The sequence below is a fragment of the Petrotoga sp. SL27 genome (assembly GCF_002924605.1).
GTDB lineage: Bacteria > Thermotogota > Thermotogae > Petrotogales > Petrotogaceae > Petrotoga > Petrotoga sibirica.
The window spans coordinates 75,475-102,194 of sequence record NZ_JAIP01000027.1 but is presented as its reverse complement, the minus strand read 5'-3'; the positions used below and the strand labels follow the sequence as shown (position 1 = coordinate 102,194).

Sequence of the window (26,720 nt, the reverse complement as noted above, 5' to 3'; positions counted from 1 at the left end):
TGTTCAAAAAATGATTTTGACTTTTTGGTATGAATCGTTTATCGATTTCACTTCTCCAATAATGAAAAAGTCTTCCATCAAAACAGATTCGAATATTTTTGTAATTTCAGAAAGATTACTTTCAGGAAGAACATAAATCATACCAATACCCATGTTGAAGGTTTTAAACATTTCTTCATCAGAAATACCTGTTTGTTTGATCTCTTCAAAAATTGGAGGAATTTCCCAATTAACCTTTATCTCCGCACAACAGCCATCAGGGATTATTCTGGGCAAGTTATCAATTATTCCACCACCCGTTATATGAGCAGCACCTTTGATATAATTAAGCAAAGTTAAAGTTTGTTTAACATAGATTCTTGTAGGGTTTAAAAGTTCTTCTGTGAAGAGAATTTTTCTTTCATCCAGTAATTTTCTAACCAAAGAATATCCATTAGAATGTATGCCAGAAGAAGAAAGACCAATAAGCTTATCACCTGGCCTTATCTTTGAATAGTCAAATATGTTATCTTTTTCAACTATTCCAACGGCGAAACCAGCGATATCTTCACTCTCGTTTTTAAAAACACCTGGTAATTCAGCTGTTTCTCCGCCTAGAAGAACACAACTATATTTATCTAAAATATTTTTTAAATGTCGAATGAAAGTGACAAAATTATTCTTGTTTAAGTGTGATGTAGAAAAGTAATCTAAAAAAAATAAAGGCTTTGCCCCCATGCAAACCAAATCGTTTAAATTCATAGCTACTAAATCTTGTGCAGCTATATCCCACCTTCCATACTTTCTTAACAATTGAAGCTTTGTTCCTACTCCATCGGAAGTAGCTACTAAAAAAGGGTTTTTATAGTTAGATAGCTCATCTTTCAAAGGAAATATCCCTGCATAAGAGCCTATATTGGAACCTATAAACGATCTAATTTCATTAATAGATTCGTTAGCTTTGTCTATATCTACACCAGAGTTTTTATAAAACATGAATTGCCTCCCCAATTTTTGGTTATAGTGTGTTCTATGATATTTGCTCCCCTTCGCCCAGCAACCCACCCATAAGGAGAAGTGGCATCATTGTTTTGACTAACAGCCTCAATTTTAAAAATTTTAATCCTTTATAAAACAGTTAAAACAGTAATTCTTTCCCTTTTCTCCCAAAGAAGCAAAGAGATTCTTTAAAGTAATAAAATTAAGAGAGTCTGCATTAAGAATTTCTTTTATTTCTTCAACCGTTTTAGTTGTGCAGATTAATTCTTCTTTCGTAGGAATATCAACCCCCCAATGACAAGTATTAACAACCATTGGAGAGGCTATTCTTATATGAACTCGTTTAGCGCCATTCTCCCTTAGCATCTTCACTATATGTTTCATCGTTGTTCCTCTTACGATAGAATCGTCTATTAAAATAACTCTTTTGTTATCTATTACTTCTTTAACCGGTAAAAGTTTACGTCTGACTCCCAACTTTCTTTCTTGCAGATCTGGGTCGATAAAAGTTCTTCCAACATATTTATTTCTCATTAGCCCCATTTCTAATGGGATACCAGAAGCTTTTGAATATCCTAATGCAGCGGAAAAACCACTATCCATTACCGGAACCACTATATCAGCATCGATAGGATTTTCTTTTGCACACAACTCTCCTAACTTTTCACGCATCAAGTGGACATTATCACCGAATATATTTGAATCGGGCCTTGCAAAATAAACATGTTCAAAAAAACAAAATTTATTTGGATTATTATAAGATATTAGATAACTTTCTATCTTTCCGTCTTTTATTTCAATTAATTCACCAGGCTTTATTTCCCTAATTTTAGCGTTTCTAAGAGGAAAAAATTTGAAAGCACTGTCTTCTGAGGCTACGTAAATCGCATTTTCAGTTTCGCAAATACTTAAAGGCCTGTATCCAAAAGGATCTCTAAAAGCAATGATTTTATCTTTGAAAAGAAAAAGTACTGAGTAAGAAGGAGAGATATTTTCAGCAATTAACTTACCTATTTCTTCGCTATACCAACTTGAAGGAGAACCTTTTAGTTTATTTACTAAAAGATGTGGGAAAAGTTCCGTATCCGAAGTTGTCATAAATATGGAACCTTGTTCTTCATATTTTTTTTTCAGTTCAGGACCATTTTCTATTTGACCGTTATGAGCTATTGAAAAAAATTCATTTTTATACTTTATACTAATTGGTTGAGCATTTGCGAAATTAGAAACCCCATTCGTTGAATATCTCACATGCCCGATCCCAAAATAACCATTAATTTTTTTTGATACACCACTCCCAAAAACTCTGTTAACGACTCCTTTACCCTTGTAAGTTGTAATTTTAGTACCATCTGATACAGAGATGCCGGCTGATTCTTGACCCCTATGTTGAAGCGCCAAAAGACCTTCAATAATTCTCCCGCTTATGTTGTATTTTTCAGCCTTTGAATATGCAGCGAACAAACCACAATTCTCCATCAACATTCTATTATTCCTCCACACTTTTTGAAATACTATTAAAATATATACTTCTCAACTCTTTTAAATCAAAAGATGCAATACCGATATCCACACCCTCATCACTGGATTTTATTTCTCCCAATTTTTTAACGTTGATATTGGATGATTTTGCCATAGACTCAAAAGTATAAGAATCCCTACTACTAACAGACACAATAAACCTACACTGATTCTCTCCAAAAAGTTCCTCTATGGTAGTATCTAAAATACCTTTAAAACCACGATTACTCAATATACATGACACCGTTAAAGCTACAAGTAACCCACCTTTTGAAACATCGTGCACACTTTTTAAAATACCTTTTTCTATTAGATCTAATATAAAGTTCTGCAAGTACCTTTCATACATTGAATTTACAAAGTCGATCTCTCCACCCACAAAACCTTCAAGAACCTTTAAATAAAGACTTCCACCAATCTTATCAACATTGATATCTGTTTTACCAATTAAATACACCAAGTCACCATAATCCTTAAATTTTAAGTTAACTAATTTTTTAATATCTTTAATTTCTCCAATCATACCAATCACAGGCGTAGGAAAAATTGATGTTTCATGATAAGAATTGTAAAAACTAACGTTTCCGCTAACCACTGGAATAAAAAGTTCTTTTGAGGCTTCAATCAAACCTTCTATACTTTTTTCAAATTGCCAGGATACTTCAGGATCATCAGGATCCCCAAAATTTAGATTATCTGTTATAGCTAAAGGCTTTGCACCCACAGAAATTAGATTTCTCGCAGCTTCGTATACAACGTTCTTTGTACCCTCAAATGGATCTAAATATGTGTAAAGTTCGTTGCTATCAATCGTAACAGCTATAGCCTTTTGAGTGTTTTTTAACCATAGTACTGCACTATCGGCTTGTTCGGGTATCAATATTGTATTGGTTCCAACTTTATAATCGTACTGTTGATATACCCATTTTTTACTGGATATATTGTGGTTAGATAACAATATTTTTAATATTTTATCTATATCCTTTATCTTTGTGTTTGGATATTTTTTCGCTTTGTTCAATATATAAGTAGAAGGAATGGTGTTGTTCCTATAATATTCAGGGGCATTAACTAAGACCTCTATTGGAAGATCAGCAAGAATCCTCCCTTCACTATTTTCTTTAACAACGTAATGAGGGGTAGAAACTGTTTTTCCTATAATTGCAAAATCTATCAAGTATTTATTACATATCGCTTCTACTTTTTTTTCTGCCCCAGGATTAACCAAAAAAAGCATCCTCTCTTGAGACTCAGAAAGCATAATTTCCCAGGGTTCTATATCTTCTTGCCTTTTTGGTATATTATCTAAATAAAGTTCACAACCGACTCCACCTTTATAAGCCATTTCAGAAGTAGAGCTAAGAATACCGGCAGCTCCCATATCTTGACAAGCCCTTACTCCTTTTATTTGCAATATCTCAAGTGTGGCTTCGATTAGATTCTTTTCGGTAAAAGGATCACCAACTTGGACAGAAGGCCTGTCATCTTTTCCGCTTAATTTTTTTGATGCAAAAGAGGCACCATGGATTCCATCACGTCCGGTTTTAGATCCTATATATACAAGAAGTTTGTCAGGACCATCAGCATGGGAAGATGCTAAATGATTTTTGTTAGCAATACCGACGCACATTACATTTACCAAAGGATTTGTTGAATATATTTCATTGAATGAAGTTTCTCCACCAACCGTAGGGACTCCAATGGAATTGCCGTAATCACTTATACCAGAAACAACACCTTCAAAAATATTTTTCACCTTTGGATCGGAAATATCACCAAATTTCAACGAATCTAAAAGTGCTATGGGCCTTGCCCCCATAGCTAATATATCTCTAACTATTCCACCAATACCAGTAGCTGCTCCTTGATAAGGTTCAACAGCAGAAGGATGATTGTGACTTTCAACCTTGAAAACGATAGCTTTCCCCCCAATTTGAACGTAGCCTGCATTTTCACTTTCAAAAGATTCATTAATCTTTTTTAGATAATGTTTAGAATGCTTGTAGCCACAATGTTCAGACCATTGCGCAGAAAAAAGGTACGTTTCAAATTCATTGGGTAATCTCCCCAACTTTTCTTCAATAAGATAAAATTCATCACTTGAAAGACCCAACTCCAATGCTATCTCTTTAATTGTTAATTGATTCTGCACCAGTCAAATACCTCCTGATAGATTGAAAAATGTAATTGCCGTCCTCGCTACCTAATACACTATGACAAGCCCTTTCCGGGTGAGGCATTAAACCAAACACATTGTATCCTTCATTTACTATGCCTGCTACATCGTCAAATGATCCATTGGGATTCTCTTTGTACTTTAATACAATATTTGTAGGATCAAGCTTGTTATCAATTACTATATAACGACCTTCCTTGTGAGCTATAGGTAAAGTTAAAATCTTTTTTTGAACATTATTAATAAAAGGTGTATCAAAATTTATGATCTCAACTTCAACATCTTTACATATGAACCTATGAGAGGTGTTAACAGTTAATACTCCGGGTAATACACCAGCTTCTGTAAGTATCTGAAAGCCATTACAAACACCTAATACTAATCCTCTTTTATTCAATATATACTTTTCTACAGAGCTCATTACAGGGGAAAACCTTGCCAATGCCCCAACTCTTAAATAATCCCCATAGGAAAATCCTCCTGGAATAAAAACCAAATCGAAATCTAGTAATTGATTAAAATCATGCCAAATATATTTCACATTAAAGCCGTTAATTGTCAAAGCGAAATAAGCATCCCTATCGCAATTTGATCCAGGAAAAACTATAATTCCAGCTGTTAATAAATTTCCATTCTTCACACCATTCACTTCCTAATCAAATCGATGATTTCAAAATCCTCTAAAACTGGATTGGTTAAAATTTTATACGCTATTTCTCTCGCTTTATCTTTGGCTGCTTCGTAGCTATCTTCTTTTATTTCTAATTCAATACTTTTTCCAAATCTTACACTTTCAACGTTGTAATTTAACCTTCTTAAAACCTTGAAAGTAGTAGCTCCTTGTGGATCCAAAATCCCTTCTCTTAACTTTACTTTTACTTCAAATCCGAAGGTTTTATGCTTTTCTTTAATCATATATTTAACCTCCCTAGCAATACTTCGTAAGCGTTCATGAGATCTCCTTTTTCTTCCCTATACACATCTTTATCAAGAGATTCCATAGTATTTGCATCCCAAAAACGACATGTATCGGGAGAAATCTCATCTATCAAGGTAACTTTGTTATCCTTTTTGCTTATTCCAAACTCTAATTTGAAATCCACCAAAATGATTCTTTTAGATTTTAAATAATCTCTCAAAATATTGTTGACTTTTTTAGAAATAGAAGTGATTTCATTCAATGCGTCTTCTGTGGTAATTTTTAAAAGAATGACAGCATCTTTGGTGATCATGGGATCTCCTAACTCGTCATTTTTCAAAGAAAATTCAACTAAAGGATAATCTAATATCAATCCTTTTTTTACACCATATCTCTTACAAAAACTACCGGCAGTATAATTTCTAATTATAACCTCGAGAGGAATTAAATCTGTCCATTCTGCGACGAAAGAGTTTTCATCATAATCGTTTATGTAATGGGTACTTATACCTTTCTTATTAAGCATTTCAAAAAAGAATTTAGAAATCTCTTTGTTAATTCTACCTTTATTAAGGATCTGATCTTTTTTTAATCCGTTGAACGCCGTAACATCATCTTTGAAACTTATCAATAATTTCTTCTCATCGAATTTATATACCTTTTTGGCTTTTCCTTCGTATAAAAGTGTAAAATTTTCATTATTTTCCATCTCTTTCACCTTCTATCAACCTTTTTGCAAAGTATGCTGCATTTTTCATCCCACTACTTCCAATTCCCATCGTCGCTACGGGTACTCCACTTGGCATCTGTACCATAGAAAGTAAGGCATCTACTCCATTCAAAGGACCTACATCTCTAGGGACACCAATAACAGGGAGGTTAGTTAAAGAAGCTATTACACCAGGTAAGGCAGCAGAAAGACCAGCAACAGCTATTATGACACCATACTCATTACTTGGAAGTTCTTCTATAAATTTGGTTAGCTCTTTCAAATTTCTATGCGCGCTAAACACTTTGTAATCGTAACTCATTTTCCATTCTTCAAAGAGATCAATGGCAGTTTTTACAAAAATTTCATCCGATTGACTCCCGGATATCAAAAGGACCTTTTTACTCAAAGTCATCTCTCCTTTTTAAAATAATTTCATTTTTTAAAGCATTAAAATAAAAAATCCTACCTCCCATACAGTAGAGAGGTAGGATATTGATATAAAAGTTCCAAACCCCTCTTACTGTAGTCAAACAGTTTACGGCTGTTTGGTAGAAACTGCCGAACCATATTATCGGCATTATACAGAAAGAGGTTCCTTGATTATTTATTTTTTTATGTATTCATTATAACAAAGAAATTTTAGTCTAAGGTTAATTTTTTGAAAAATAAGGTAAATACAAAAAAGTGCTTACATTCGAAAATTATCTTTTATATTGGAGTATTTATCAGTATTTTCAACGAAATCAATTACCTTTTTTTCTATTTGATCTCTTACCTTTCTAAATGATTCTAATCGTTCCTCTTCAGATCCTTGGGCAGCGGCGGGGTCATCAAAGGGCCAATGTAGTCTTATACTAACACCAGGAAAAAAAGGACATTCTTTTTCTGCTTTTGAGCAGACAGTTATTAAAAAACCAAACCTATCGTTCAAGTATATATCCAAACTTTTTGAGCATAGCCCGTCCATAGATATTCCTTTCTCTTCCATAACTTTTATAGTCAATGGATGAATTTCACTTGCTTCTAAACCTGCAGAGTAAGGTTCGAACTCATCACCACCGTATTTTCTTAAAAACGCTTCAGCCATCTGACTTCTTGCAGAATTTCTCGAACATAAGAACAAAACTTTGATCTTATTCATAATTCTCCTCCCTTGGTTGATGGTTTAATCTTGCAATCTCATCTAATTCCTTTATATCTGCTTTCCTTTCTTGAACTTTAAATTCGTTAAGTCTTTTATTTTTTAGTTTTTGAAGAATATCCTTTTCACTTTTAGCTTTTAAATAATTTTGTCGGGCAGTTTCTTCTTCTTGTAGTTTTTCTTGTAATACTAAACGTAATTGTGATAATTGTTCATTTAAATAATTGTTATACTCTACCATACTTGATAGTTTAGTAATTGATATAGTATCTTTTACCTCTTTTATAAATTTTGTTGAAAAGGTATCGATCTTATTGTTCATCTGATTAATTTCGTCTTCAACTAACTGTCTTTGTTTACTTTTTTTACCTAATTCTATTCTTGCGGTATCTTCTAAACTTTTTTTTAGATCTTTCAAACGCTCCAGACGAAATTCAAACTTCAATGTTCAGCCCCCTAATCCTATTAAAACTTCACTTGATCCCGTATCTATCCAGCTTATAATACAGATTTCTAACGGTTAAACCTAATTTACGAGCAACTTCTGTTTTATTACCGTGGCTTGCTTCTAGTACTTCCAAAATTATCTTTTTCTCAAAGTCTTCAGTCATCTCTTTAAGCGTTCCCGTGACTTCTTCAACCTTTTCTTCCAAATCAGGAATGTGTGTGGAAGTTACTATGGAATCGCTGTTGTCCATTGCTAACATGGCCCGGTCAATTACGTTTTCCAACTCTCTTATGTTCCCTGGCCACGAATAATTCATCAATTTATTCAATGCATCTTCAGTAAATCCATAAACTATTCTTCCATACTTTCTATTTAAACTATGTAGTAACTGCTGAGCCAGCTCAGGTATGTCTTCCTTTCTTTCCCTTAATGGTGGAACTTCTATACTTACTACTGAAATTTTGTATAAAAGCTCTTTAGAAAATTTCCCCAAACCAGAAAGAATCTTTAAATCTTCTGTTGTTGAAAAAATGAACCTCACATCAGGAATAAAATCGTAATAATTTGTATCAAAAACGTTGTCTTTAAGAAAGGCTAAAAGTTTTCTCTGCATTTCTATATCCATCAGATCAATATTTTCCACAAAAAGGGTCCCCTCATTCGCTTGTGCAAGATAACTATTCTCCCCAAAAAGATATTCTTCTTGTCTTTCTTTTGAAATCAAAGAAAAATTTAATTTTAGATATGGTCCCTCTTTCCTTGCACTTGCGTTGTGAATAGCTTGTGCTAGAACCTCTTTTCCTACTCCAAATTCGCCTATTAATAAAAGATCCACGTCTACTGAGGCTACTTTACTTGCTTGAGCTATTACATCTTTCATAATTTCAGATTTAACCACTAAATCGTCGAAGGTGTGTTTGGCAGTCTCTTTTTTTAGCATCCTTTTTGTTGCTTCAAGCTCATTTAGTAATCTTTGAATCTCAGAAATATCATGAATAACGGCGACACTTCCTTTAAACTCATTTTTAACAAAAAGTGGAGTGACGCTTGCTACTACTTCTTTCTTGTTCGTAGCTAATCTTTTTCTTACATTGTATATAGGTTTTTTCTCTCTTGCACATTGAATATGCAAACTTTCACCTTCTGCTAAGTCTATAGTGGCGGGTTTACCAATAACCTCTCTCGGGGTTAGCCCTGTGATTCTTGTATAAGCTCTGTTGACCATGGTAACACGACCTTCTTGATCTGCAACAGAAATAGCATCGGAAGTAGAATCAATTATTGAAGTTAGAAGCGCTTCCATTTCTCTTAGATTAGTAATCTCTTCCGCCAACTTTTGTAATGTAGTGATATCTCTAAAAACAGCAGCAACAGCAATGGTTTCATTATTTTCATTTTTTATAGGGATACGGGAAGTTAAAATAACTTTATCTCCTAAACTTTGTAATTTGTCGTATTCTGGTTCCCCGGTTCTTAAAACAATATGCAATCTTGTGTTTGGAACATTTTCAACTACATTTTGCCTTATTATTTTTTCTTTATCAACCTCTAAAATCTTACAGGCGGAGTCGTTTATGTAAAAAATCTTTTCTCTTTCATCTATAACCATTACTCCATCTTGTAACTGATCAAGAACATACCGCATCAGTTCTACTTCTTTCATGAAATCACCCCTCTGATAGTCACCAACGTTTATTGTGACGTTGAAAAAACTTCATCGTCTTCTTTTAAATTGTGAGCCTGAATCCAACCATTTTCAAATCCTAATTCATACAAATAGTCTACTACTTCCTGATATTCTGATTTGTATAAATATCTTGATAATTTTTCATAATTTTTTGCCTTATAAACTGGAACGTACTGGTCCATTAAACTGACATGTACCTTTTCGGAAACATCATACTTTAAGAATTTTAAGGCTTCTTTCGCTTGGTTTATTAGATTGGGTAAAACTAAAATACGAATTATTATTCCTCTTTTCAAAATGTTAGACTTTTCATCTACTATAAAAGTTTCACCAATCTGACGATACATCTCTTTAACAGCTAACTGCATATTACTCCAGTAATCATTTACTCCTGAATACCTTTTACTAACTATATTACTAGTATACCTTATATCAGCCAAATATATATCAACGACATCCTCCATCAGCTTTAAAGTTTTAATATTTTCATAAGAGGAAGTATTCCACACTATAGGTAATCTAAATCCACGTTCTATTGCATATATCAAAGCATCAAAAATAAAAGGTAAGTATGGAGTGGCTGTTACCAAATCTAAGTTAGCAGCCTTCATTTCATTCTGTAATTTTAAGAAAATTTCTCCTAAATCGATTGTTGAAATGTTCTTTCCGAAACCCAGTTGACTAAAATTAAAATTCTGACAATAAACACACCTCATCGTACAATTGCTAAAGAAAATACCACCTGCACCATTTTCTCCTTGCAAGACAGGCTCTTCTCCAGGATAAAGAACATACTCGGAAATTTTTATTTCGTTCCCGACCCTACAAGTTCCAATATTTGTTAATCTATTTACTTTACACTGGCGAGGGCAAAGATCACATTTTTCTAATCGTTTCATCAAATAATCACGTCTCTTATGAAGTTCACCTGACTCGTATAACTTCATGTAAGAAGGTAAAATGTCCATCTTATAATTATAACCTCCACAATTATCTGTCATTATTACTTACATACAATCTACTTTAGCTCCCCTTCGCCCAGCAACCCGCCCGGATGGGTGGGGGGAGGGCTCCGCCCTGTAACCCTTTTAAAATCAAAATCTTATTTTTGAAAATCTTTTTATTTCTAAAGTGCCTAAATCTATCATACTGTGTTTAAAGATACTATAATATTATATTTAGCCCCCCTTAGTCCCACTTCCCATCCTATCACCCATCTCATAGGAAGGAAACGCACAACATTCGTAACTATAACTAATCCGGTAATTTTCTCTTTCAGCTTTTTCGATAACTTTGCCAATAGGTTGAACAATTTTATTTACAATACCTAAAAGGTTGGTTTGTAGCTCTTCTCTATATTTCCCTTTAGGATGCATGCAGCCTAAAGTTAACTTTTTACCTGGAAAATCTTTTCTGACCTTTGAAAGAAAAGAAACAACTTCATCCACTTTTGGAGGTTGATAAGAATAAAATTTAGCCCCAATGGTGGGTATAAAAACCAGAAATATTATTTCATCTATTCGATCTCCAAATTTCTTTAATTTTTCAATCGCTTTTACTTCATGAGAGAATTCACCTTTATTCAAACCTATAGTAATATGTGGTTTAACAACAAAATCATTCTTTACAAGCAACTCAAAGGAATCCCAAATCTTCTCAAAATCTAGTTTCTCATAAACCTCTTTCACCGTTTGCTGATCTCCAACCAAATCAAAAGATACGGTATTTGCAAGCTTTTTTAAAGCATGAATGTCTTTTTCATCCACGTAGCCAGTATGTACATTATATTTCAAATTATATTTATTTTTTAAATTATATAGTGTATCTTCAAATAGTGAAACTGGAACCTTTCCATCAGGTAATAATCCACCACTAATTAAAAAAGAAGTGAAGCCTTTTTTTACTAAATCTTCTATATCTTTTATTCTGGCCATATTATTTAGATAGTGGCCACCACAATGTTTACAGTCCAGAAAACAATAATTTCCTGTTAATGATATCGAAGAGGTATTCTTTGAAATAACGAACTCAATCTCTTTAATCAACGCCATTGTTTTCACCAACAGAGTCCAAAAACTTCTCACAAGCGATTTTTGCTGCTAATTGTTCGGCAATTTTCTTTGAAAAACCTTCACCTATTCCAAGTATCTCATCACCTAGTTTAACAGCCACCTTGTATCTTTTCATATGAGATGGCCCAGAAGCATTTAATAAGACGTATTCAGGTAATTTTTTTGCTTTTTCTTGAGTTATCTCTTGTAATCTCGTTTTATAATCGAGAAAAATATTGCCTCCAACAGCATTTTCAATGTATTCCTTCATGTTTTTTATTATATACTTCTTCACCTTTTCATAACCACAACTTATATATATACATGCAAACACAGCTTCCATCGTATCGGATAAAATTGACTTTTTCCTTCGTCCACTTTGTTTGTCTTCTCCCTTACTTAAAAAAATAAAATTATCTAACCCTAGTTTTAAAGCGACTTCAGCCAAAATAACCTCGCTCCCTATAATAGCCCTCGCCTTTGACATTTCTCCTTCGGAAAGATAATAGTTGTTGTGAAGAAACTCGGAGATAACTAACTCCAAAACAGCATCTCCAAGAAATTCCAGTCTTTCGTTAGAATTAAGTCTTCTTTGAATATTTTCGTTATCGAAAACGTATGATTTATGACACAACGCTTCAAACAGCAACTTTTCATTGACACATGCTGGTAGAAGAAGCATCTTTTTTGCACTTTTTAGCGTTTCTTCCTCTTGCAAAGTCAATTTTAAATTATCTTCATACTTCATTTGTTTTCAATTAATCCTTTCATCTTATTTACCAACGATTCTACGTCAAATCCATAAATCTTTAGCAAATCATTGATCGTTCCAGATGGTGTGTAGTCTTTTAATCCCATAGGTTCAAAATAAGAGGGTTTCAAAGCATTTCTGATCATAGCTTTTGATAGTTCATTTGATAAACCATTTTCTACGTTGTGGTCTTCTAAAGTTAATACAATAGTATTATCTACAAATTCTTTAACCTGAGTAAGGTCAAAATCCAAAGGAGTCGGTACTCCAATTACTGTGATATGAATATTTTCTTCTTTCAACTTATCAGCTGCTTCAACCGCTAAATGAGCGAAGCTACCATATGTGAATATCGTTAGGTCTTTGCCTTTTCTAAAAAAATCCAACTTCCCATACTCAAAGTTATAATCGTTACCATAATAAACGTCGCCTTTTTCATCTAACAAAATTGGAAGGTTTGATCTTCCCATAGCAATCACAAAGTTACCCGGAACTTTTGCAGCGTACCTAATCGCTTTATCAGTTTGATTTGCATCACAAGGTACAATTAATTTAGTATGGTATAAGCTTCTGACTATCCCAATATAATTGACTTCATGATGGGTCTTACCATCTTCTCCAACATCCATACCACAATGGGTGACAACGGTCTTTAAATTAGTGTGATTAATATCGTTTAATCTTTGCTGATTAAATACCTCATCTAAACCAAATACTCCAAAATCAGCGAAAAAAGTTAATACTCCACTAACAGACAATGCTCCACCAATCGTAGCAGCGTTATGTTCCTCAATGCCAATTTGAATGTAGCCTTCAGGATTGACTTTTTCAAATTTTCCCAAATTAACGGATGGTTTCAAATCACAATCAATAGCGACTACTGGAAAGTTATCCCTATTCAGTTTTGCAAGATCAGCGATAGCGTTCCCAAAGGCGTTACGATTAGCAACCTTTGTCCCCTTCTCATAAACTATAGGTTGCCCCGTTTCAACCTTTAATTCAATATTTGGATAATTTAGCTTATCCCTATTTAAGGTAATATTTTTTCTTCTTTCAATGTACTTTTCCACATCGTTCTCTAAACCTAATTCTTCTAATGCCTTACTTAATTGTTCCTTGGTGAGCGCTTTACCGTGATAGGTCGGAGTGTTTTCCATAAAAGAAACTCCTCTACCTATATTCGTCTTGCATACAATTACTGTTGGTCTTAATAGTTCATTTTCGGCCATTTCCAACGCCTTATTGATCTGCTCAAAATCATGACCATCAATTTCTATTACGTTCCATCCAGCTGCTTTGTATTCGCCAACTATATTTACTGATAATATATCTCTAGCCCTACCGGATATTTGGATATCATTGTAATCCAGTAGAACAATTAGGTTATTTAGGCCTTCTTTCATAGCAGTTCTCCTTGCTTCTGCAATCTGCCCTTTTGAACTTTCTCCATCACTACTAAAAACGTAAACTCTATAATCTTTTTTCCTCTTTTTGGCTGCCAAAGCCATTCCTACGCCAGCAGATAAACCTTGACCCAAATTCCCTGTTGACCACTCAACACCTGGTATCCCACGGGTAACATGTCCTTCAAATATGCTTCCAGCATATCTGAATCCCGAAATAACTTCTTCAATGTCTATAAAGCCCATCCTACCTAAAGCTGCATAAAAACCGGGGGAAGTATGCCCGTGACTAACCACAATCCTATCTCTATCTGGGTTGAAAGGATCATCTGGGAAAATATTTGCTCGATTTAAAACCGATAAAAACATGTCAATTGAAGACATTGAACCTGCTGGATGACCAGAATTAGCTACAGTGGTCATCTTCAGGATATCTCCTCTAGCGATTAACGACAAGTTTTTTAGTTCTTTTATACTTTTTTTCAATGAATCCACCTCCAAAGAATTTAGATCTAATATTAGAAAAATCTTCGAATGATAATTGATAGCAATGTGATTATTCCACTTACAATAAGCATTGTTGTAATAGGAATATATAAAACAAAGTTTTCTCTTTTTATTATTATATCTCCAGGAAGTCTTCCGAGTTTTATATTAAAAGCAAACATCAACCCAATGATTACAAACAAAACACCGATTGTTATGAATACATCCGCAATTGTTTTCATATGCTTATGAAACGCTACTGCAACTGACCTACGCCTTCCTTAAGAAGCGGAAGCCGTTTTTAGTATCGAAAGGAATGCAGTAGTTTTTTTCACCCCTTTCAGGATATTTAATATCCATATTCGTCCTTTCTTTGAAATAACCTTAATTAGCTTCTCCCAGTTTTTCCGCCTTAGTCGTTAGACGGAGGCAGTTGATTTTAAGAATTACCGTTGTTGAAATAAGAAAAAGGAACTTTAATTATAATAGGTTGATTTTCTTCTATTACTTGTAATGAAACTTCCTTTAAGAACACGTTGACCGTTACGACTCTGGCTGGCTTCCCTTCGTATTCTATTGTAGTATTCTCATTTGGAACATTTTTAAGGACCTCTTTATAAAAATCATTCTCATATTTCAAGCAGCAAAGAAGTTTTCCACATCTGCCTGAGATTTTAGCGGTATTAATCATCATCTGTTGCGTTTTAGCAAGTTCCATCTTTATAGAAGAAAAATCTCTTAAAAATCTACTACAGCATGCTTCTTGCCCACATAAACCAATTGATCCGGTCATCTTTACTTCATCTCTAGCTCCTACCTGTTTAAGTTCTATTCTTGTTTTGTACCTTTTAGCTAAAATCTTTACCAATTCTCTGAAATCTATTCTGACATCGGAACCAAAGTAAATAACCAATTTTGACCTATCAAAAGTAAAAGTGGCATCAAGAATTCTCATTTTTAATCCTAATGCTCTAACCATCTGTTTTGCGTATTGTGCTACTTCTTTAGCCTTTTCAACATTTTCTTCTATTTGTTTTTTGTCGTCATCTCCAACCCTTCTAATTATTGAATTAGGTTCATAACCAATTTCTTCAAACCTCATCGTAACGGGCCCCATCATCACCCTTCCAACTTCTATTCCATTTTCTGTTTGAACCAAAACATTATCCAATATTTCGATTTTTTCGATTCCTAAATAATTATAATAATATATTGAACCTAATCTTTCCAATTCTACCCCATAAACTTCCGCTTTTAGATCTATCAAAAGATTTCACTCCCATTATTTTTATCTAAAGGTTCACTTAAAACATCTCTTAATTCTAAGAAAATGAGTAAATATTTCCATTTCAAAGTTAAAGTTAGCCAATCTCATCGTAGACATCCTGTTCAGATATGAAACAGTATCTTTAATTTGCTCTAGATTAACGGCATGTTCATTTAATCCAAAGAAATAAACAAGTGAATTATTCCAAAAATATTTCCACTTGGAAGAATTCAAAAACACCATCGAATCTCTCAACAAAATCGCGCCCAAAGCGGATATATTACGTAAAAAAGACAAATTTTCCACATCATTTTTTATTTGGGCAATATTTTTTATTAGATAAAAGAACTCTTTGTCGTTTGAATTTATTAATATATCCCACAATTTATAATATGAAAGAGCAAATTTCAATTTGTTTTCTGACAAATCGAGTGGCAATTTAAAATTGTTTAATAATTCATCAACATTTTTGGCTGAAAAACTGACTATCCTTTCTACTATTTCTTTAATGCTAGAAACATCAGTATTTTCATCATTAAGAAATAATGAAACTCCTAAATCATAATGTCGAAAAAAATTTAAATAAATAGCTATTTCTTCATACTTACTATTAACATTCTCAATTAGAGTTGAAGGAATCGAAAGATCATACCTTATAAAACGACTTTTAAGGGTAGGGAGCAAATAATTCCATCTCGTAGTAGTGCCAAATACCAAAGCATATTGAGGCGGCTCTTCGATTAATTTGAGTGCAGCATTCGCTGCTTCTATATTCAAACTCTCCATATCCTCAAAAAAAACAACCTTCACCTTTGCATAGTTAGGTTTATACATTAAAAACTCTTCTGCATCCCTCACTTGTTCTATCTTAATATTTCCACCAGAAGGCTTTATAATTAAGGTATCTAATTTATTAAAAGCTGAAACTGAATTTATTAATTCATCTCTGAAATTATGCAAAATGAAATTATCTTCACTAACAAAACACATGGAACTTGCTTTAATAACATCTATTTTTGACTCAATTTTTTTTATTGTATCATAAAAAAATGAATTATTCACAAAGAAACACCTTCTATATTACTTTTTATTTGTACAAATCCAAAATCAACCCGTTTATTTGTTCGATTTTCGATGCATATAGTAATGTATTTTTCTCTCTTTTTAAAATCATATCAGTCAATTCCATGAGTTTGCCATCAACTATTTCTGCAACCATATGTAGTTGAGGTGCTGAGTTTTTAAAATCAAGATTGTTTTTTATCACATACCAATGTTTTTCCAATCTTTTAAGGAAATCTTTGATAGCATTCCTGTAACCTCTTAGATTAGTTTGAGTAGGAGATTTCACAAAATTGTTCCCTTGTTTAAGAATATTATCAATCAAACTCTTTAATTCACTTTCGGAAATTTTTAAATTCGTATCGACCAGTACATCGAAAAAACCTTCTTTTTCCTTTATTTCAGAAGTAGAAATATTGTGATCTTTTGATTTTTTTATCTTCCTCTTTTTTATCTCTTTATCAGTTTTCTTTCCAGTAATAGGATCTATCTCCATAATATTCCCTTCTTCAGTTAGGAATTTTGAAAAAACTCTATAACTTCAAAAAGCTTCTCTTTTATCTCATTGCTCTTGATGGTTCCATAAAGCTCCCCTTTTAGAAAAAAAGCCGCCGATCCATTTTTGGTACCAACTATAGCAATGTCGGAGTGCTTAGCTTCACCAGGACCGTTAACAACACACCCCATGACCGCTATCGTAATATTTTTTTTAACCTCTTTGTCTTTTAAAATTCTTTTTACCTCGTAGACTAAACTTTCAACATTGATCTCTGCTCTTGCGCAAGTAGGACATGCTATGACTCTTACCCCCGTTCTTAAACCTAAGGCTATTAGCAAATCATTTGCCACTTCAACTTCTCTGAGTGGATCCCCGCTGATGGATATTCTGATTGTATCTCCTATGTCGTTTATAAGTAAAGACCCTAAGCCTGCTGAAGACAATATAATAGCATCCTCAAAAACACCCGCTTCAGTAACTCCGATATGAAAAGGATAAGGTATCAAACCCGAAAGATATTTATTGGCTTCGAAGGTTTCTTTTGCATCAACAGATTTGACAGAAACAACAATATCGTAAAAACCTTCTTTTTCTAACAATCTAACTTCTTTTAAAGCGCTTTCAGCCAATGCTTTATGTCTTGGTAAATCAGAAAATTCCTTAGCAATCGAACCAGAATTAGACCCCACTCTTATTGGGACGTTATAATTCTTAGCAACTTTAACTATTTCACGTATTTTAACATCTGAGCCAATATTGCCCGGGTTTATTCTTACTTTCGAAGCACCTGCTTTAATAGAATCTATTGCTAATCTGTAGTCGAAGTGAATATCCGCAACTAAAGGTATTTGAGCTCTTTTTACAATCTCACTAAATGGTTGAATGTCATCTTTACTTCTCACTGATACCCTTACAATCTGAGCACCAGAATTTTTCAATCGTTCAATTTGAAGCAGAGTTTTCTCAATATGTGCTGTATCTGTATTCGTCATACTTTGGATAACAATGGGGTACTTTCCACCAATTTTAACCCCACCAACATCAACTACTTTTTGTGAGAACATTTAAAACACCTCATTAGAAAAATCTCATTATATCGTTGTAAGTGACGAAAATCATCAAAAATATTAAGAATAAAAATCCTATAGTATTCACTATCGCCTCTACTTTTGGGCTTACCCTTTTCCTAGTTATCATTTCATAGATAGAAAAAACGATTCTTCCACCATCTAAACCAGGTATTGGAATCAAATTAAAAACTCCTAAACTGATAGTTATCAAAGCGGTTAAATTTAAAATAGCATCGAATCCAACCATTGCTGCCTGACCTATTATGGCAGCTGCTCCAACGGGGCCGGCTATTTGATCGGCACTCATCCTGCCGGTGAATAACTGCCCAAAAGATCTAAACGTTAAAGAAATTAAATTATTTGCCCATTGAATTGGAACAGTAAGAGCCTCAACACCTTTAGGGTGCCAGTTTTCGTATGGGACCTCTAAAACTCCGGGTTGAACGATGAAATCTAAAAATTCTTTTTTGGGTAAATTAATATTAATTATCTGCCCATTTCTCTCTATTAGCAATGCAAGAGTATTAGCAGTAAAAGGCTTATACTCATTAATAATTTCTTTAGCAGAAACAGCAAACATTAATTCTCCACTATTCAATTGGGTTAGATAAATTACATTTTGCAAATCAGACCCATTGGTAATGGATATCCCGTTAATTTCAATTATTTTATCTCCCTCTTGAAAAACATTGTTACCATTTGCAATAACATTTGAAAAAGTAGCGTATACGATACCTGTTTCATACGTGGGTGGGAAATACGAATATTGAGATAACTTACCTTCAATAATAGTTCCATCCTCTAACTGTATCTCTATCGGATCACCACTTTCCAATCGACTCATAACTATATATAAATCTTCTTCGCCATTTAATGAAACAATCTGTTTGTTTTTCAGATTGAGCGATTCGGTATCTTCGATTCCTTGTAAAGTAAAAATTGCCCTTTTATTGGTAAGTTCAGGATTCAAGGTAACTGCAACTTCTTCCCCATTTCTTATAACAGTTAAATCTAATGGTTTCCCAGACGCTATTTCCATCTCTAAAATCGAAGGATTAAATACGTACTCACTGTTCGCTTTTTTAATAATATCACCAGGTTCAAGACCTGCTTGAGCAGCGATACTGTCCTTTCCTACTCTCTCAACAATCACCTCAGGAAAACCGTAAACACCGGCTATTCCTACAAAAAGAAAATAGCCTAAAAGAAAGGAAAACAAGGGGCCTGCAAAAGCTATCAAAAATTTCTGGAAAGGTTTTTTATTGTAAAACAGGGCAGGATCAGTATCCTCATAACCCTCCTCTAATACTTCTTCACCAGCCAATCTAACATATCCACCCAAAGGAACAATATTGAATCGAAAGGTAGTTTCTTTACCTGGAATTTTGAATAATGCGGGTCCAAATCCAATAGAGAACTCCTCCACTCTCGTCTTGAAAATTTTTGCAAAAATAAAATGTCCAAATTCATGAACAACTACAATAACGGAAATAATAATCAAAAACCAAACAATTGATAATAGAACGGTCATTCGGTAACCTCCATAATATTTTTTTTCGCTATATTTCTACTGATTTTATCCACTTTAAGTATATCATCAAAATTATTAAAACTCAAGCTATTTGCAAATGAAAACTGAATTTGCATCTCATTTACCGTTTTGTATATCACACGATAAATATCTCCAAATTTAATTAGACCTTTTAAAAAACTATCCACTGCAATCTCGTCAGCTCCGTTAAATGCATCCTGTAAAGGAGCATTTCCAAGAATGCTGTAAGCTAATTTCAGAGAAGGGTATCTATCGAAATCTACTCTTTCGAACTGTATCTTCTCTGAAAAAAAATCGGGTTTTTCAAAAACAAAATTTCGTTCAGGATAAGAAATTGAAAAAGCTATTGGAATTTTCATATCGGCAAGTCCGTAATGCATCTTAATTACGCCATCAGAAAATTGAACCATAGAATGAATTCTACTGTTTCTATTAATGGCTACCTCGATATTGTTTATTTTGAATAAATAATAAGCTTCAAATAATTCAAGAGATTTATTTACCATCGTCGCAGAATCAACGGTTATTCTTTTCCCCATGGACCAAACTGGATGGTTCAGTACTTCTTCCACTGAAACATTTTCAAGGGCTTCAACTGGGTAATCTCTTAAAGCACCCCCGCTAGCCGTTAATATAATTTTTTCAGGAGTCGAGCTTTCCCCCATCAAAAGTTGAAATATTGCACTATGTTCACTATCAACCGGAATTATCTCTTTTTTGAGATTACTAGCATAATCCAAAACATAATTGCCACCACACACAATCGATTCCTTATTTGCCAAACATACCCGTTGAGAAACATCGATAGCCTTTAAAGTGTTTTTCAGACCTGAAAAACCGGAAGTAGCGATCAAAGAGTAATCAGGATTACAAAACTCCATGCTCCTTTCAGCAGCATCTACTCCAGTAAAAACTCGACATCCATTATAAGTTTTAGGAATATTTTCATTATTTTCAACAATCCCAACACTAATCAAATTGTATTTATCGATTGCTTTTTTTAATTTATCCCAACTTTTATAAACGGATCCTCCTACTATCTTGAAGTTGTCTTTAAACCATCCTTTATTTAACACTTCTAATGCTTGTTGACCAATTGATCCAGAAATTCCAGCGATGAAAATACTTTTCACATACAAACCCCTTTCTCTTATTAACAATTAAAAATACATTTTAAATTATACCATCAATTCAAATAATCATAAATAAAAAAATGTGTTAAAATAATTAAGAAATGCAAAAGCTAAATATTGAATTAATTGAAGAAGGTGATTGAGTCAACTACCCACCGTATAAAGACAGAGGCTTATGATGAATAAGCCTTAGTTGACTACCCTCAGCCAGGATCAAACAGGCTCACGCCTCTAAAGGAAGATCATCGGGCTACGTTATATAGGTCATAACACCTTCGGATCTTTCTCCTAGTCCGTCGCTCTGTTGTTTAGCTTTAAACAATCCTGAGGGGTAGGGATAGTGAGCTAAACGTAAAAAGCCTATATAACATTGGGGCAGGAGAACAACTCCGTTAAGGAGATGCACTTTATGTTAGTGTACGTTTTAAACAAACATGGGAAACCTCTTATGCCTTGTAAACCTTCAAAGGCAAGAAAACTACTTAAAGATGGTAAAGCTAAGGTTGTTAGAAAAGAACCTTTTACCATTCAACTCCTCTATGGTAGTAGCGGCTATAAACAACCTATTACTCTGGGAATAGATGCAGGAAGTAAAACTGTAGGTTTGTCTGCTACTACTGAGAAGAAAGAGCTTTTAGCAGCAGAAGTTGAAACAAGGGACGACATAACTAAACTTTTAGCTCAGAAACGACAGTATCGTAGAGATAGACGTTTCAGAAAAACAAGGTATAGAAAACCACGTTTTTTTAATCGTGTTCACAGTAAAAACAAAGGATAGCTTGCACCATCGGTAGAACATAAAATAAAATCGCACATTAAGCTGATTGATCTACTTCATCATTTGCTTCCTATTACAAAAGTTGTAGTAGAAGTTGCAAGCTTCGATATACAAAAGATTAAGAATCCTAACATTGAAGGCAAACAATACCAACAAGGGGAACAATTAGCTTTTTAGAATGTAAGGGAATATGTTCTATGGAGAGATAATTATACCTGTCAACACTGCAAAGGCAAAACCAAAGATAAAAGACTCAATGTTCACCACATCAAAAGTAGGCAAATAGGTGGAAACGCACCGAATAATTTAATTACATTATGCGAAACATGTCATAAGAATTGCCACAATGGGAAAATTAAATTGAATTTTAAAAGAGGACAAAAGTTTAAAGATGCTACATTTATGGGTATTATGAGATGGACATTATACAATAGATTAAAAACGCTATACCCTAATGTTCATCTAACTTATGGATATATCACTAAAAAAACAAGGATACAGAACAACCTACCTAAAACACATATAATAGACGCCTTATGTATTAGTGGTCATCCTCAAGCAAAACAACTAGAGTATTATTATCACATTAAAGAAGTTAGACGACACAATAGACAAATACACAAAGCTAACATTCTAAAGGGAGGAACAAGGAAGCTTAACCAAGCACCTTATCTAGTACATGGCTTTAGATTGTTTGATAAAATAAGCTACAACGGTATTGAATGTTTCATATTTGGAAGACGTTCAACTGGATACTTTGATATAAGAAAACTTGATGGTACAGTAATTCATAGAAGTGCGAAAAGCAAAGATTTAATCCTGGTAAGTAAAACTAAAACTCTATTATGGGAAAGGAGGGAAAATTCTGCATTCCTCTCATCACTGAAACGGGCTTCCGCCTCTTAAGGAAGTGATGAGTTCCTTGCGGATCTCTTTATGAACATTGGTAATTTCCTTTTAGAAAGTTCTAATTTGTTTACAGTTTACAGATGGAATAATAATCCTGCAATTGTAAGATTTAGCGAATCTGACAACATATACAACAATCTTCTTTTAAGTTTATTTGTATTTTCTGACGACTCAGAAGAAAAGTTGGTAAAAATACTGCACAACAAAATATATGAAGCGATTCCTAAAATAGTATTATCAGACATATCATTGGCTACCAAAAGCAAAATTGAAGAAAAAGGCAAAAAACTTTGGGATGAAGTGATTAACAAAACCTATAAAGAAGTAGAATCGAATTTTGATAGCAATATTAGCCCAAAACTATTAATTCATTATACTTTTGATGAAGAAACTGAAAAAAAAGTTAGAATGATAAACCTTCTCGTCGCTCAAAAAGAAGCCAGTATTAACGAAAGAGTATTTCCCGAATATTACACAGAGCCTAAAACAAAAAATCAAACGAAAATAAAAAAAATGAATATACAAGATAAAAAAGAGATAGAAGAATTAGCTCATGAACTATTAGAGATATCCACAAGACTTGTAACTATGACAAGGTGGAATAAAAATCATAGAAATATCAAAAGTTCGGTAGCTTCACATACCTTTTTCGTTTTTCTAATTTCTTACATCTTAGCTCTAAAAGCTAATTTGCAAGTGAAAGAAATTTACGATATTATGATTGCTTCGATACTCCATGATTTGCCGGAAGCATTTACAGGTGACGTGATAAGCCCGACTAAAAGAAAAGTAAGCGGCTTAGAAGAAATAATTGGAGAAATAGAAAAAGACTTCATTAAAGATTGGTACAACCATAAAAGTATACTAAAAGAGAAGATTAAAAAATTTGAAAATCACATATATGCCCCGTTTGAAAATGATTATGGACCATACGTGAAAACTTCGGATTTAATAGCAGCATTAATAGAGTGTTTCCTGGAAATAAGTACAGGGAACCAAAATAAATACTTTATAAAAACCTTTGAATCAATAAAAAAGGAGATATTATACTTCTCTCCAATTGATATTAGTGAAATTATAAAAGAAATAGAGTCATCTATTAACCCCTAACGTATTTTTTTTCACCGTTAGGTAGTTTGAATTTAACAACCACACCTTTTTGAGGTTTTTCGTAACCTAAATATATTTTATGCACATTAGATTGATTAACTCCTGATTCTACACCTTCAGAAGAAATATGCGCCTCGAATGGATCTTCGTTGTAGACAAAAACCGTAACTTCAACTTCTTTCATAAAATCCCTCCGATCAAATGATATTTATTAAAGTCAAAACAGCTTCTGTGAATCTAAAAGTAAAGTCACTGGACCATCGTTGACAATATTTACTCTCATATGAGCTTGAAATTCCCCTTGTTGAACGTTTATAGTGTACTTTTCTTTAAGGAATGAAAGGAACTTATCGTAGAGGGCTCTAGCATCATCCGGACTTGCGGAATCAGTAAAAGATGGTCTTCTCCCTTTTCTACAGTCACCGTATAAAGTAAACTGAGACACAATAAGCAATTCACCATTAACATCTAGTAAAGATCTATTCATTTTGTTTTGATCGTCCTCAAAAATTCTCAGATTTACTATCTTATCAGTCATCCAACTAATATCTGATTCTTGATCGCTCTTTGAAATACCCAAGAAAACCAGAAGTCCTTTTTCTATTTGCGCAACAATATTATCAGAAACAGTAACAGATGCTTGTGCAACTCTTTGAACTACAGCCCTCAAATTATACCCTCCTAACAGAATAAACACCCTTAGAATTTTTTAATTTATTACTTAAAAGACTCAGATGTTTTAAATTCTGAACGGACAAATATATTCTAAGGTTAAGGAAATTAGAATTACTCCTCATTTCGAATTTTTCTATATGTCCACCTTCATTATTTATAACGTTTCTTACGTTATTTATAACATTTTTGCTCTCCACATCTATCAATAACACGGTCAAAAATTTATTTTGATTGTTTTCGTTCCACGCAACAGTCACTTTTTTAGTTTCATCGATATCCTGAATATTATTACAATCTTTTCTATGTATACCGATTCCTCTTCGAGTTATCACACCTATAATTTCATCTCCTAGAACAGGCATACAACATTTTGCAAAATAGCTTTCAACTCCCTCTTCACCGTCAACAAGAACGGAGATACCTTTTCTATTCGAAATAGATTTTTCAACTGCAGGTACCAGTTTCTCTTCTTCTTTTTCGCTTAGGGTGAAAATATTTCTAATCGTGTTAATACTGATATCTTCTAAAGATAATTTTATAAAAAATTCTTCGTCACTTTTTATGTTGTATTTAATGTAAAATCCTATTTCCTTCAACTTTTCAAGAATTTCATCCATGGAAAAATTAAGCTTTTTAGAGAGCTCTCTAAACTTGTCTTTCCCTCTTTCTATTAACTCTACTTCATTTTTTTGTCGGTAATATTTTTTGATCTTTGATATGGTTTTAGGCGACCGAGCATATTTTAACCAATCAATGCTAGGTCCCTGAAAATTCCTGTTGATTAGTATCTCTACTATATCGCCAGTCTGCAATTTGTGTGAGATAGGAACTAACTTACCGTTGACTTTCGCACCAGAAAAATGATTGCCAACCTCAGTATGAATAGCGAAAGCAAAATCAATAGGTGTGGCTCCTCTGGGTAAATGAATTATTTCTCCTTTAGGTGTAAATACAAAAATTTCTTTTGAGAGAAGGTTTGTTTCGATATCTTTCAATTCAAAAGCATTTTGAGCTATATATCTATGCAACTCCATCAAATCATTGAGAAATTTCAATTTTTCAGGACTAACACCCTCTTTATAAACCCAATGAGCAGCCAAACCGTATTCGGCTTCTTCATGCATTTTCCAATCTCGAATTTGGATTTCTAATGGATCTCCTTTATGGGTTATAACAGTGGTATGTAGAGATTTGTAACCGTTAAATTTAGGAGTTGCAATATAATCTTTTATCCTTCCTGGAATAGGGGACCAAATAGAATGTATTATTCCCAAAGCTGCGTAACATTTATTCTGATCTTCGGTAATTATCCTAAGAGCAATATAATCATAGATTTCATCTAAAGTTTCCCCTTTTCGAATCATTTTATCCCATATACTATATAAATGTTTAGAACGTCCCTCAACAGTTGCTTTGATTTTTTGATTATCAAGCTCATGCTTAATAATCTGGGCATATTCATTCAATCTATTTTGTCCAAGTCTTAATTTTTCCTCGATTTTAGACTTTAAATCAAAATACGTATCTGGATACAAATAACGAAAAGATAAATCTTCCAATTCTTCCTTGATCTTATAAATACCCAATCTATGGGCTATAGGCGCGTATATTTTTAAAGTTTCATCTGCTTTGGCTATTTGCTTTTTTCTGTCGACAAATTCCAAAGTTCTCATATTATGTAATCTATCAGCCAATTTTACGATAATGACTCTTATGTCTTCAGACATAGCGAAAAGCATCTTTCGTATAGTTTCAACTTTCTCTAAAGACTTCATGTCTTTTTCGTTTAGCCGTTCATTAAGCTTTAGATTACTGATCTTGGTAACGCCTAAAACTATATTGGCAACATCGACTCCAAAAAGTTCTTTTATTTTATCTATTGGAACGCCGCAATCTTCAACTACATCGTGCAAAAGACCAGCTATTATAGTATCTACATCCATTTTTAAACCGGCGAGTATCAATCCAACATTTTTTGGATGCTCAAAAAATTCATCTCCAGAATCTCTATACTGACCACCATGAGCAGTTTCGGCCAAATCATAAGCGACTCTTAGTCTTTCTCTTTCTCTCTGGGTAAACCTAACACTTAATAGTTTTTCAACCTCTTTCTCATAACTTTTCGATTCAATCAACATAATCAAACACCTCTTAACGTTTCTAAAAAAGCTCAATTAGGTCTTGTAAATTAAGGTACAATATAATTATAGCACAAATTTTTGAATTATTGAAAAAAATTAAAGACAAAAAAATTTATCAAAATGTAATATCAATTTTATTTTTTAAGCTCATACAGTATGTTTAAATATAAGTGGAGTTCCTCCTTAATATTTCTTAACATCACTTGATTTTATCCAAAAAAAAGATTGTTATGATTACATTGAAAAACTTA

At 33.4% G+C, this 26,720-nt stretch carries 25 protein-coding genes, 1 pseudogene and 1 riboswitch; of the genes and pseudogenes, 2 read left to right on the top strand and 24 right to left on the bottom strand.

Annotated elements, in window-relative coordinates; all coding sequences use genetic code 11:
* Nucleotides 1-3: 3 nt before the first annotated feature.
* The 21 genes from purM to dxr all read right to left on the bottom strand — a co-directional run bounded on the left by purM (nt 4) and on the right by dxr (nt 20,856).
* Nucleotides 4-975, bottom strand: coding sequence for a phosphoribosylformylglycinamidine cyclo-ligase (purM, locus tag AD60_RS09825; protein ID WP_103877520.1), 972 nt, complete (start codon nt 973-975; stop codon nt 4-6).
* Between the two features lie 123 nt (nt 976-1,098).
* Complete coding sequence (gene purF, locus AD60_RS09820; RefSeq protein ID WP_103877519.1) at nt 1,099-2,463, bottom strand: amidophosphoribosyltransferase; 1,365 nt, start codon at nt 2,461-2,463, stop codon at nt 1,099-1,101.
* Between the two features lie 4 nt (nt 2,464-2,467).
* Complete coding sequence (gene purL / locus AD60_RS09815; protein WP_103877518.1) at nt 2,468-4,651, bottom strand: phosphoribosylformylglycinamidine synthase subunit PurL; 2,184 nt, start codon at nt 4,649-4,651, stop codon at nt 2,468-2,470.
* Nucleotides 4,629-5,315: a phosphoribosylformylglycinamidine synthase subunit PurQ gene (purQ, locus tag AD60_RS09810; RefSeq protein ID WP_103877517.1), complete on the bottom strand. Its 687-nt coding sequence runs from the start codon at nt 5,313-5,315 to the stop codon at nt 4,629-4,631. The genes purL and purQ overlap by 23 nt, the downstream gene beginning before the upstream one ends.
* Before the next feature lie 5 nt (nt 5,316-5,320).
* Complete coding sequence (gene purS, locus AD60_RS09805; RefSeq protein ID WP_103877516.1) at nt 5,321-5,590, bottom strand: phosphoribosylformylglycinamidine synthase subunit PurS; 270 nt, start codon at nt 5,588-5,590, stop codon at nt 5,321-5,323.
* On the bottom strand, nt 5,587-6,303 hold the full coding sequence (purC, locus tag AD60_RS09800) for a phosphoribosylaminoimidazolesuccinocarboxamide synthase (protein WP_103877515.1): 717 nt from the start codon (nt 6,301-6,303) through the stop codon (nt 5,587-5,589). The genes purS and purC overlap by 4 nt, the downstream gene beginning before the upstream one ends.
* Entirely contained in the window at nt 6,293-6,718 is a 426-nt protein-coding gene (locus tag AD60_RS09795) for an AIR carboxylase family protein (RefSeq protein ID WP_233186882.1), read from the bottom strand. Before AD60_RS09795 ends, purC begins: the two co-directional genes overlap by 11 nt.
* Nucleotides 6,719-6,809: 91 nt before the next feature.
* A riboswitch (purine riboswitch) is annotated at nt 6,810-6,911 on the bottom strand.
* Nucleotides 6,912-6,994: 83 nt separating this feature from the next.
* The gene (locus tag AD60_RS09790) at nt 6,995-7,447 is read right to left on the bottom strand and encodes an arsenate reductase ArsC (protein ID WP_103877513.1); all 453 of its coding nucleotides are present in this window, start codon (nt 7,445-7,447) and stop codon (nt 6,995-6,997) included.
* On the bottom strand, nt 7,440-7,892 hold the full coding sequence (gene fliJ, locus AD60_RS09785; protein WP_103877512.1) for a flagellar export protein FliJ: 453 nt from the start codon (nt 7,890-7,892) through the stop codon (nt 7,440-7,442). The genes AD60_RS09790 and fliJ overlap by 8 nt, the downstream gene beginning before the upstream one ends.
* A 28-nt stretch (nt 7,893-7,920) precedes the next feature.
* Nucleotides 7,921-9,558, bottom strand: a complete 1,638-nt coding sequence (locus tag AD60_RS09780) for a sigma-54-dependent Fis family transcriptional regulator (protein ID WP_103927658.1) — start codon at nt 9,556-9,558, stop codon at nt 7,921-7,923.
* Between the two features lie 29 nt (nt 9,559-9,587).
* Nucleotides 9,588-10,550, bottom strand: a complete 963-nt coding sequence (locus tag AD60_RS09775; protein ID WP_103067457.1) for a radical SAM protein — start codon at nt 10,548-10,550, stop codon at nt 9,588-9,590.
* Nucleotides 10,551-10,760: 210 nt separating this feature from the next.
* On the bottom strand, nt 10,761-11,633 hold the full coding sequence (locus tag AD60_RS09770) for a radical SAM protein (protein ID WP_103927657.1): 873 nt from the start codon (nt 11,631-11,633) through the stop codon (nt 10,761-10,763).
* Nucleotides 11,620-12,381: a ribonuclease III gene (gene rnc, locus AD60_RS09765; protein ID WP_103877508.1), complete on the bottom strand. Its 762-nt coding sequence runs from the start codon at nt 12,379-12,381 to the stop codon at nt 11,620-11,622. The genes AD60_RS09770 and rnc overlap by 14 nt, the downstream gene beginning before the upstream one ends.
* Nucleotides 12,378-14,273: a transketolase gene (locus AD60_RS09760; RefSeq protein ID WP_103877507.1), complete on the bottom strand. Its 1,896-nt coding sequence runs from the start codon at nt 14,271-14,273 to the stop codon at nt 12,378-12,380. Before AD60_RS09760 ends, rnc begins: the two co-directional genes overlap by 4 nt.
* A gap of 32 nt (nt 14,274-14,305) precedes the next feature.
* On the bottom strand, nt 14,306-14,515 hold the full coding sequence (locus tag AD60_RS09755; protein ID WP_103877506.1) for a DUF2905 domain-containing protein: 210 nt from the start codon (nt 14,513-14,515) through the stop codon (nt 14,306-14,308).
* A 197-nt stretch (nt 14,516-14,712) separates the two neighbouring features.
* Entirely contained in the window at nt 14,713-15,540 is an 828-nt protein-coding gene (locus AD60_RS09750) for a regulatory iron-sulfur-containing complex subunit RicT (RefSeq protein WP_103877505.1), read from the bottom strand.
* A gap of 33 nt (nt 15,541-15,573) precedes the next feature.
* Entirely contained in the window at nt 15,574-16,602 is a 1,029-nt protein-coding gene (locus AD60_RS09745) for a hypothetical protein (RefSeq protein WP_103877504.1), read from the bottom strand.
* A gap of 25 nt (nt 16,603-16,627) precedes the next feature.
* Nucleotides 16,628-17,098: a YaaR family protein gene (locus AD60_RS09740; RefSeq protein ID WP_103877503.1), complete on the bottom strand. Its 471-nt coding sequence runs from the start codon at nt 17,096-17,098 to the stop codon at nt 16,628-16,630.
* 17 nt (nt 17,099-17,115) lie between these two features.
* Nucleotides 17,116-18,165, bottom strand: coding sequence for a flavodoxin-dependent (E)-4-hydroxy-3-methylbut-2-enyl-diphosphate synthase (gene ispG / locus AD60_RS09735; protein ID WP_103877502.1), 1,050 nt, complete (start codon nt 18,163-18,165; stop codon nt 17,116-17,118).
* Nucleotides 18,166-18,178: 13 nt separating this feature from the next.
* A complete protein-coding gene (locus tag AD60_RS09730) occupies nt 18,179-19,702 on the bottom strand; it encodes a site-2 protease family protein (protein WP_103877501.1) in 1,524 nt (507 codons plus the stop codon).
* Nucleotides 19,699-20,856 (bottom strand): 1-deoxy-D-xylulose-5-phosphate reductoisomerase, encoded by a 1,158-nt coding sequence (gene dxr, locus AD60_RS09725; RefSeq protein ID WP_103877500.1) that lies wholly within the window; start codon nt 20,854-20,856, stop codon nt 19,699-19,701. Before dxr ends, AD60_RS09730 begins: the two co-directional genes overlap by 4 nt.
* A gap of 409 nt (nt 20,857-21,265) precedes the next feature.
* Between dxr and iscB the strand changes: the two are divergent.
* Both iscB and AD60_RS09715 read left to right on the top strand, forming a co-directional pair.
* Nucleotides 21,266-22,540, top strand: a pseudogene (iscB, locus tag AD60_RS10775) (RNA-guided endonuclease IscB).
* 30 nt (nt 22,541-22,570) lie between these two features.
* Nucleotides 22,571-23,653 (top strand): HD family hydrolase, encoded by a 1,083-nt coding sequence (locus tag AD60_RS09715; RefSeq protein WP_103927656.1) that lies wholly within the window; start codon nt 22,571-22,573, stop codon nt 23,651-23,653.
* Here AD60_RS09715 and AD60_RS09710 read toward each other — a convergent pair.
* From AD60_RS09710 to AD60_RS09700, 3 genes are read right to left on the bottom strand one after another with little or no spacing between them, the layout of a single operon-like run.
* A complete protein-coding gene (locus tag AD60_RS09710; protein ID WP_103877498.1) occupies nt 23,643-23,837 on the bottom strand; it encodes a hypothetical protein in 195 nt (64 codons plus the stop codon). The two genes, AD60_RS09715 and AD60_RS09710, sit on opposite strands and share 11 nt — an antisense overlap.
* Nucleotides 23,838-23,870: 33 nt before the next feature.
* Nucleotides 23,871-24,323, bottom strand: coding sequence for a D-aminoacyl-tRNA deacylase (gene dtd / locus AD60_RS09705; protein WP_103877497.1), 453 nt, complete (start codon nt 24,321-24,323; stop codon nt 23,871-23,873).
* A 1-nt stretch (nt 24,324) separates the two neighbouring features.
* A complete protein-coding gene (locus AD60_RS09700) occupies nt 24,325-26,466 on the bottom strand; it encodes a bifunctional (p)ppGpp synthetase/guanosine-3',5'-bis(diphosphate) 3'-pyrophosphohydrolase (RefSeq protein ID WP_103877496.1) in 2,142 nt (713 codons plus the stop codon).
* Between the last annotated feature and the right edge of the window lie 254 nt (nt 26,467-26,720).

Excerpts from the sequence above, each read along its gene's own strand:
- purM (WP_103877520.1), bottom strand. The coding sequence starts at position 975 with ATGTTTTATAAAAACTCTGGTGTAGATATAGACAAAGCTAACGAATCT.
- purF (WP_103877519.1), bottom strand. The coding sequence starts at position 2,463 with ATGTTGATGGAGAATTGTGGTTTGTTCGCTGCATATTCAAAGGCTGAA.
- purS (WP_103877516.1), bottom strand. The coding sequence starts at position 5,590 with ATGATTAAAGAAAAGCATAAAACCTTCGGATTTGAAGTAAAAGTAAAG.
- purC (WP_103877515.1), bottom strand. The coding sequence starts at position 6,303 with ATGGAAAATAATGAAAATTTTACACTTTTATACGAAGGAAAAGCCAAA.
- AD60_RS09795 (WP_233186882.1), bottom strand. The coding sequence starts at position 6,718 with ATGACTTTGAGTAAAAAGGTCCTTTTGATATCCGGGAGTCAATCGGAT.
- AD60_RS09790 (WP_103877513.1), bottom strand. The coding sequence starts at position 7,447 with ATGAATAAGATCAAAGTTTTGTTCTTATGTTCGAGAAATTCTGCAAGA.
- AD60_RS09780 (WP_103927658.1), bottom strand. The coding sequence starts at position 9,558 with ATGAAAGAAGTAGAACTGATGCGGTATGTTCTTGATCAGTTACAAGAT.
- AD60_RS09775 (WP_103067457.1), bottom strand. The coding sequence starts at position 10,550 with ATGGACATTTTACCTTCTTACATGAAGTTATACGAGTCAGGTGAACTT.
- AD60_RS09770 (WP_103927657.1), bottom strand. The coding sequence starts at position 11,633 with ATGGCGTTGATTAAAGAGATTGAGTTCGTTATTTCAAAGAATACCTCT.
- rnc (WP_103877508.1), bottom strand. The coding sequence starts at position 12,381 with ATGAAGTATGAAGATAATTTAAAATTGACTTTGCAAGAGGAAGAAACG.
- AD60_RS09755 (WP_103877506.1), bottom strand. The coding sequence starts at position 14,515 with ATGAAAACAATTGCGGATGTATTCATAACAATCGGTGTTTTGTTTGTA.
- AD60_RS09740 (WP_103877503.1), bottom strand. The coding sequence starts at position 17,098 with ATGGAGATAGATCCTATTACTGGAAAGAAAACTGATAAAGAGATAAAA.
- ispG (WP_103877502.1), bottom strand. The coding sequence starts at position 18,165 with ATGTTCTCACAAAAAGTAGTTGATGTTGGTGGGGTTAAAATTGGTGGA.
- AD60_RS09730 (WP_103877501.1), bottom strand. The coding sequence starts at position 19,702 with ATGACCGTTCTATTATCAATTGTTTGGTTTTTGATTATTATTTCCGTT.
- AD60_RS09715 (WP_103927656.1), top strand. The coding sequence starts at position 22,571 with ATGAACATTGGTAATTTCCTTTTAGAAAGTTCTAATTTGTTTACAGTT.
- AD60_RS09710 (WP_103877498.1), bottom strand. The coding sequence starts at position 23,837 with ATGAAAGAAGTTGAAGTTACGGTTTTTGTCTACAACGAAGATCCATTC.
- AD60_RS09700 (WP_103877496.1), bottom strand. The coding sequence starts at position 26,466 with ATGTTGATTGAATCGAAAAGTTATGAGAAAGAGGTTGAAAAACTATTA.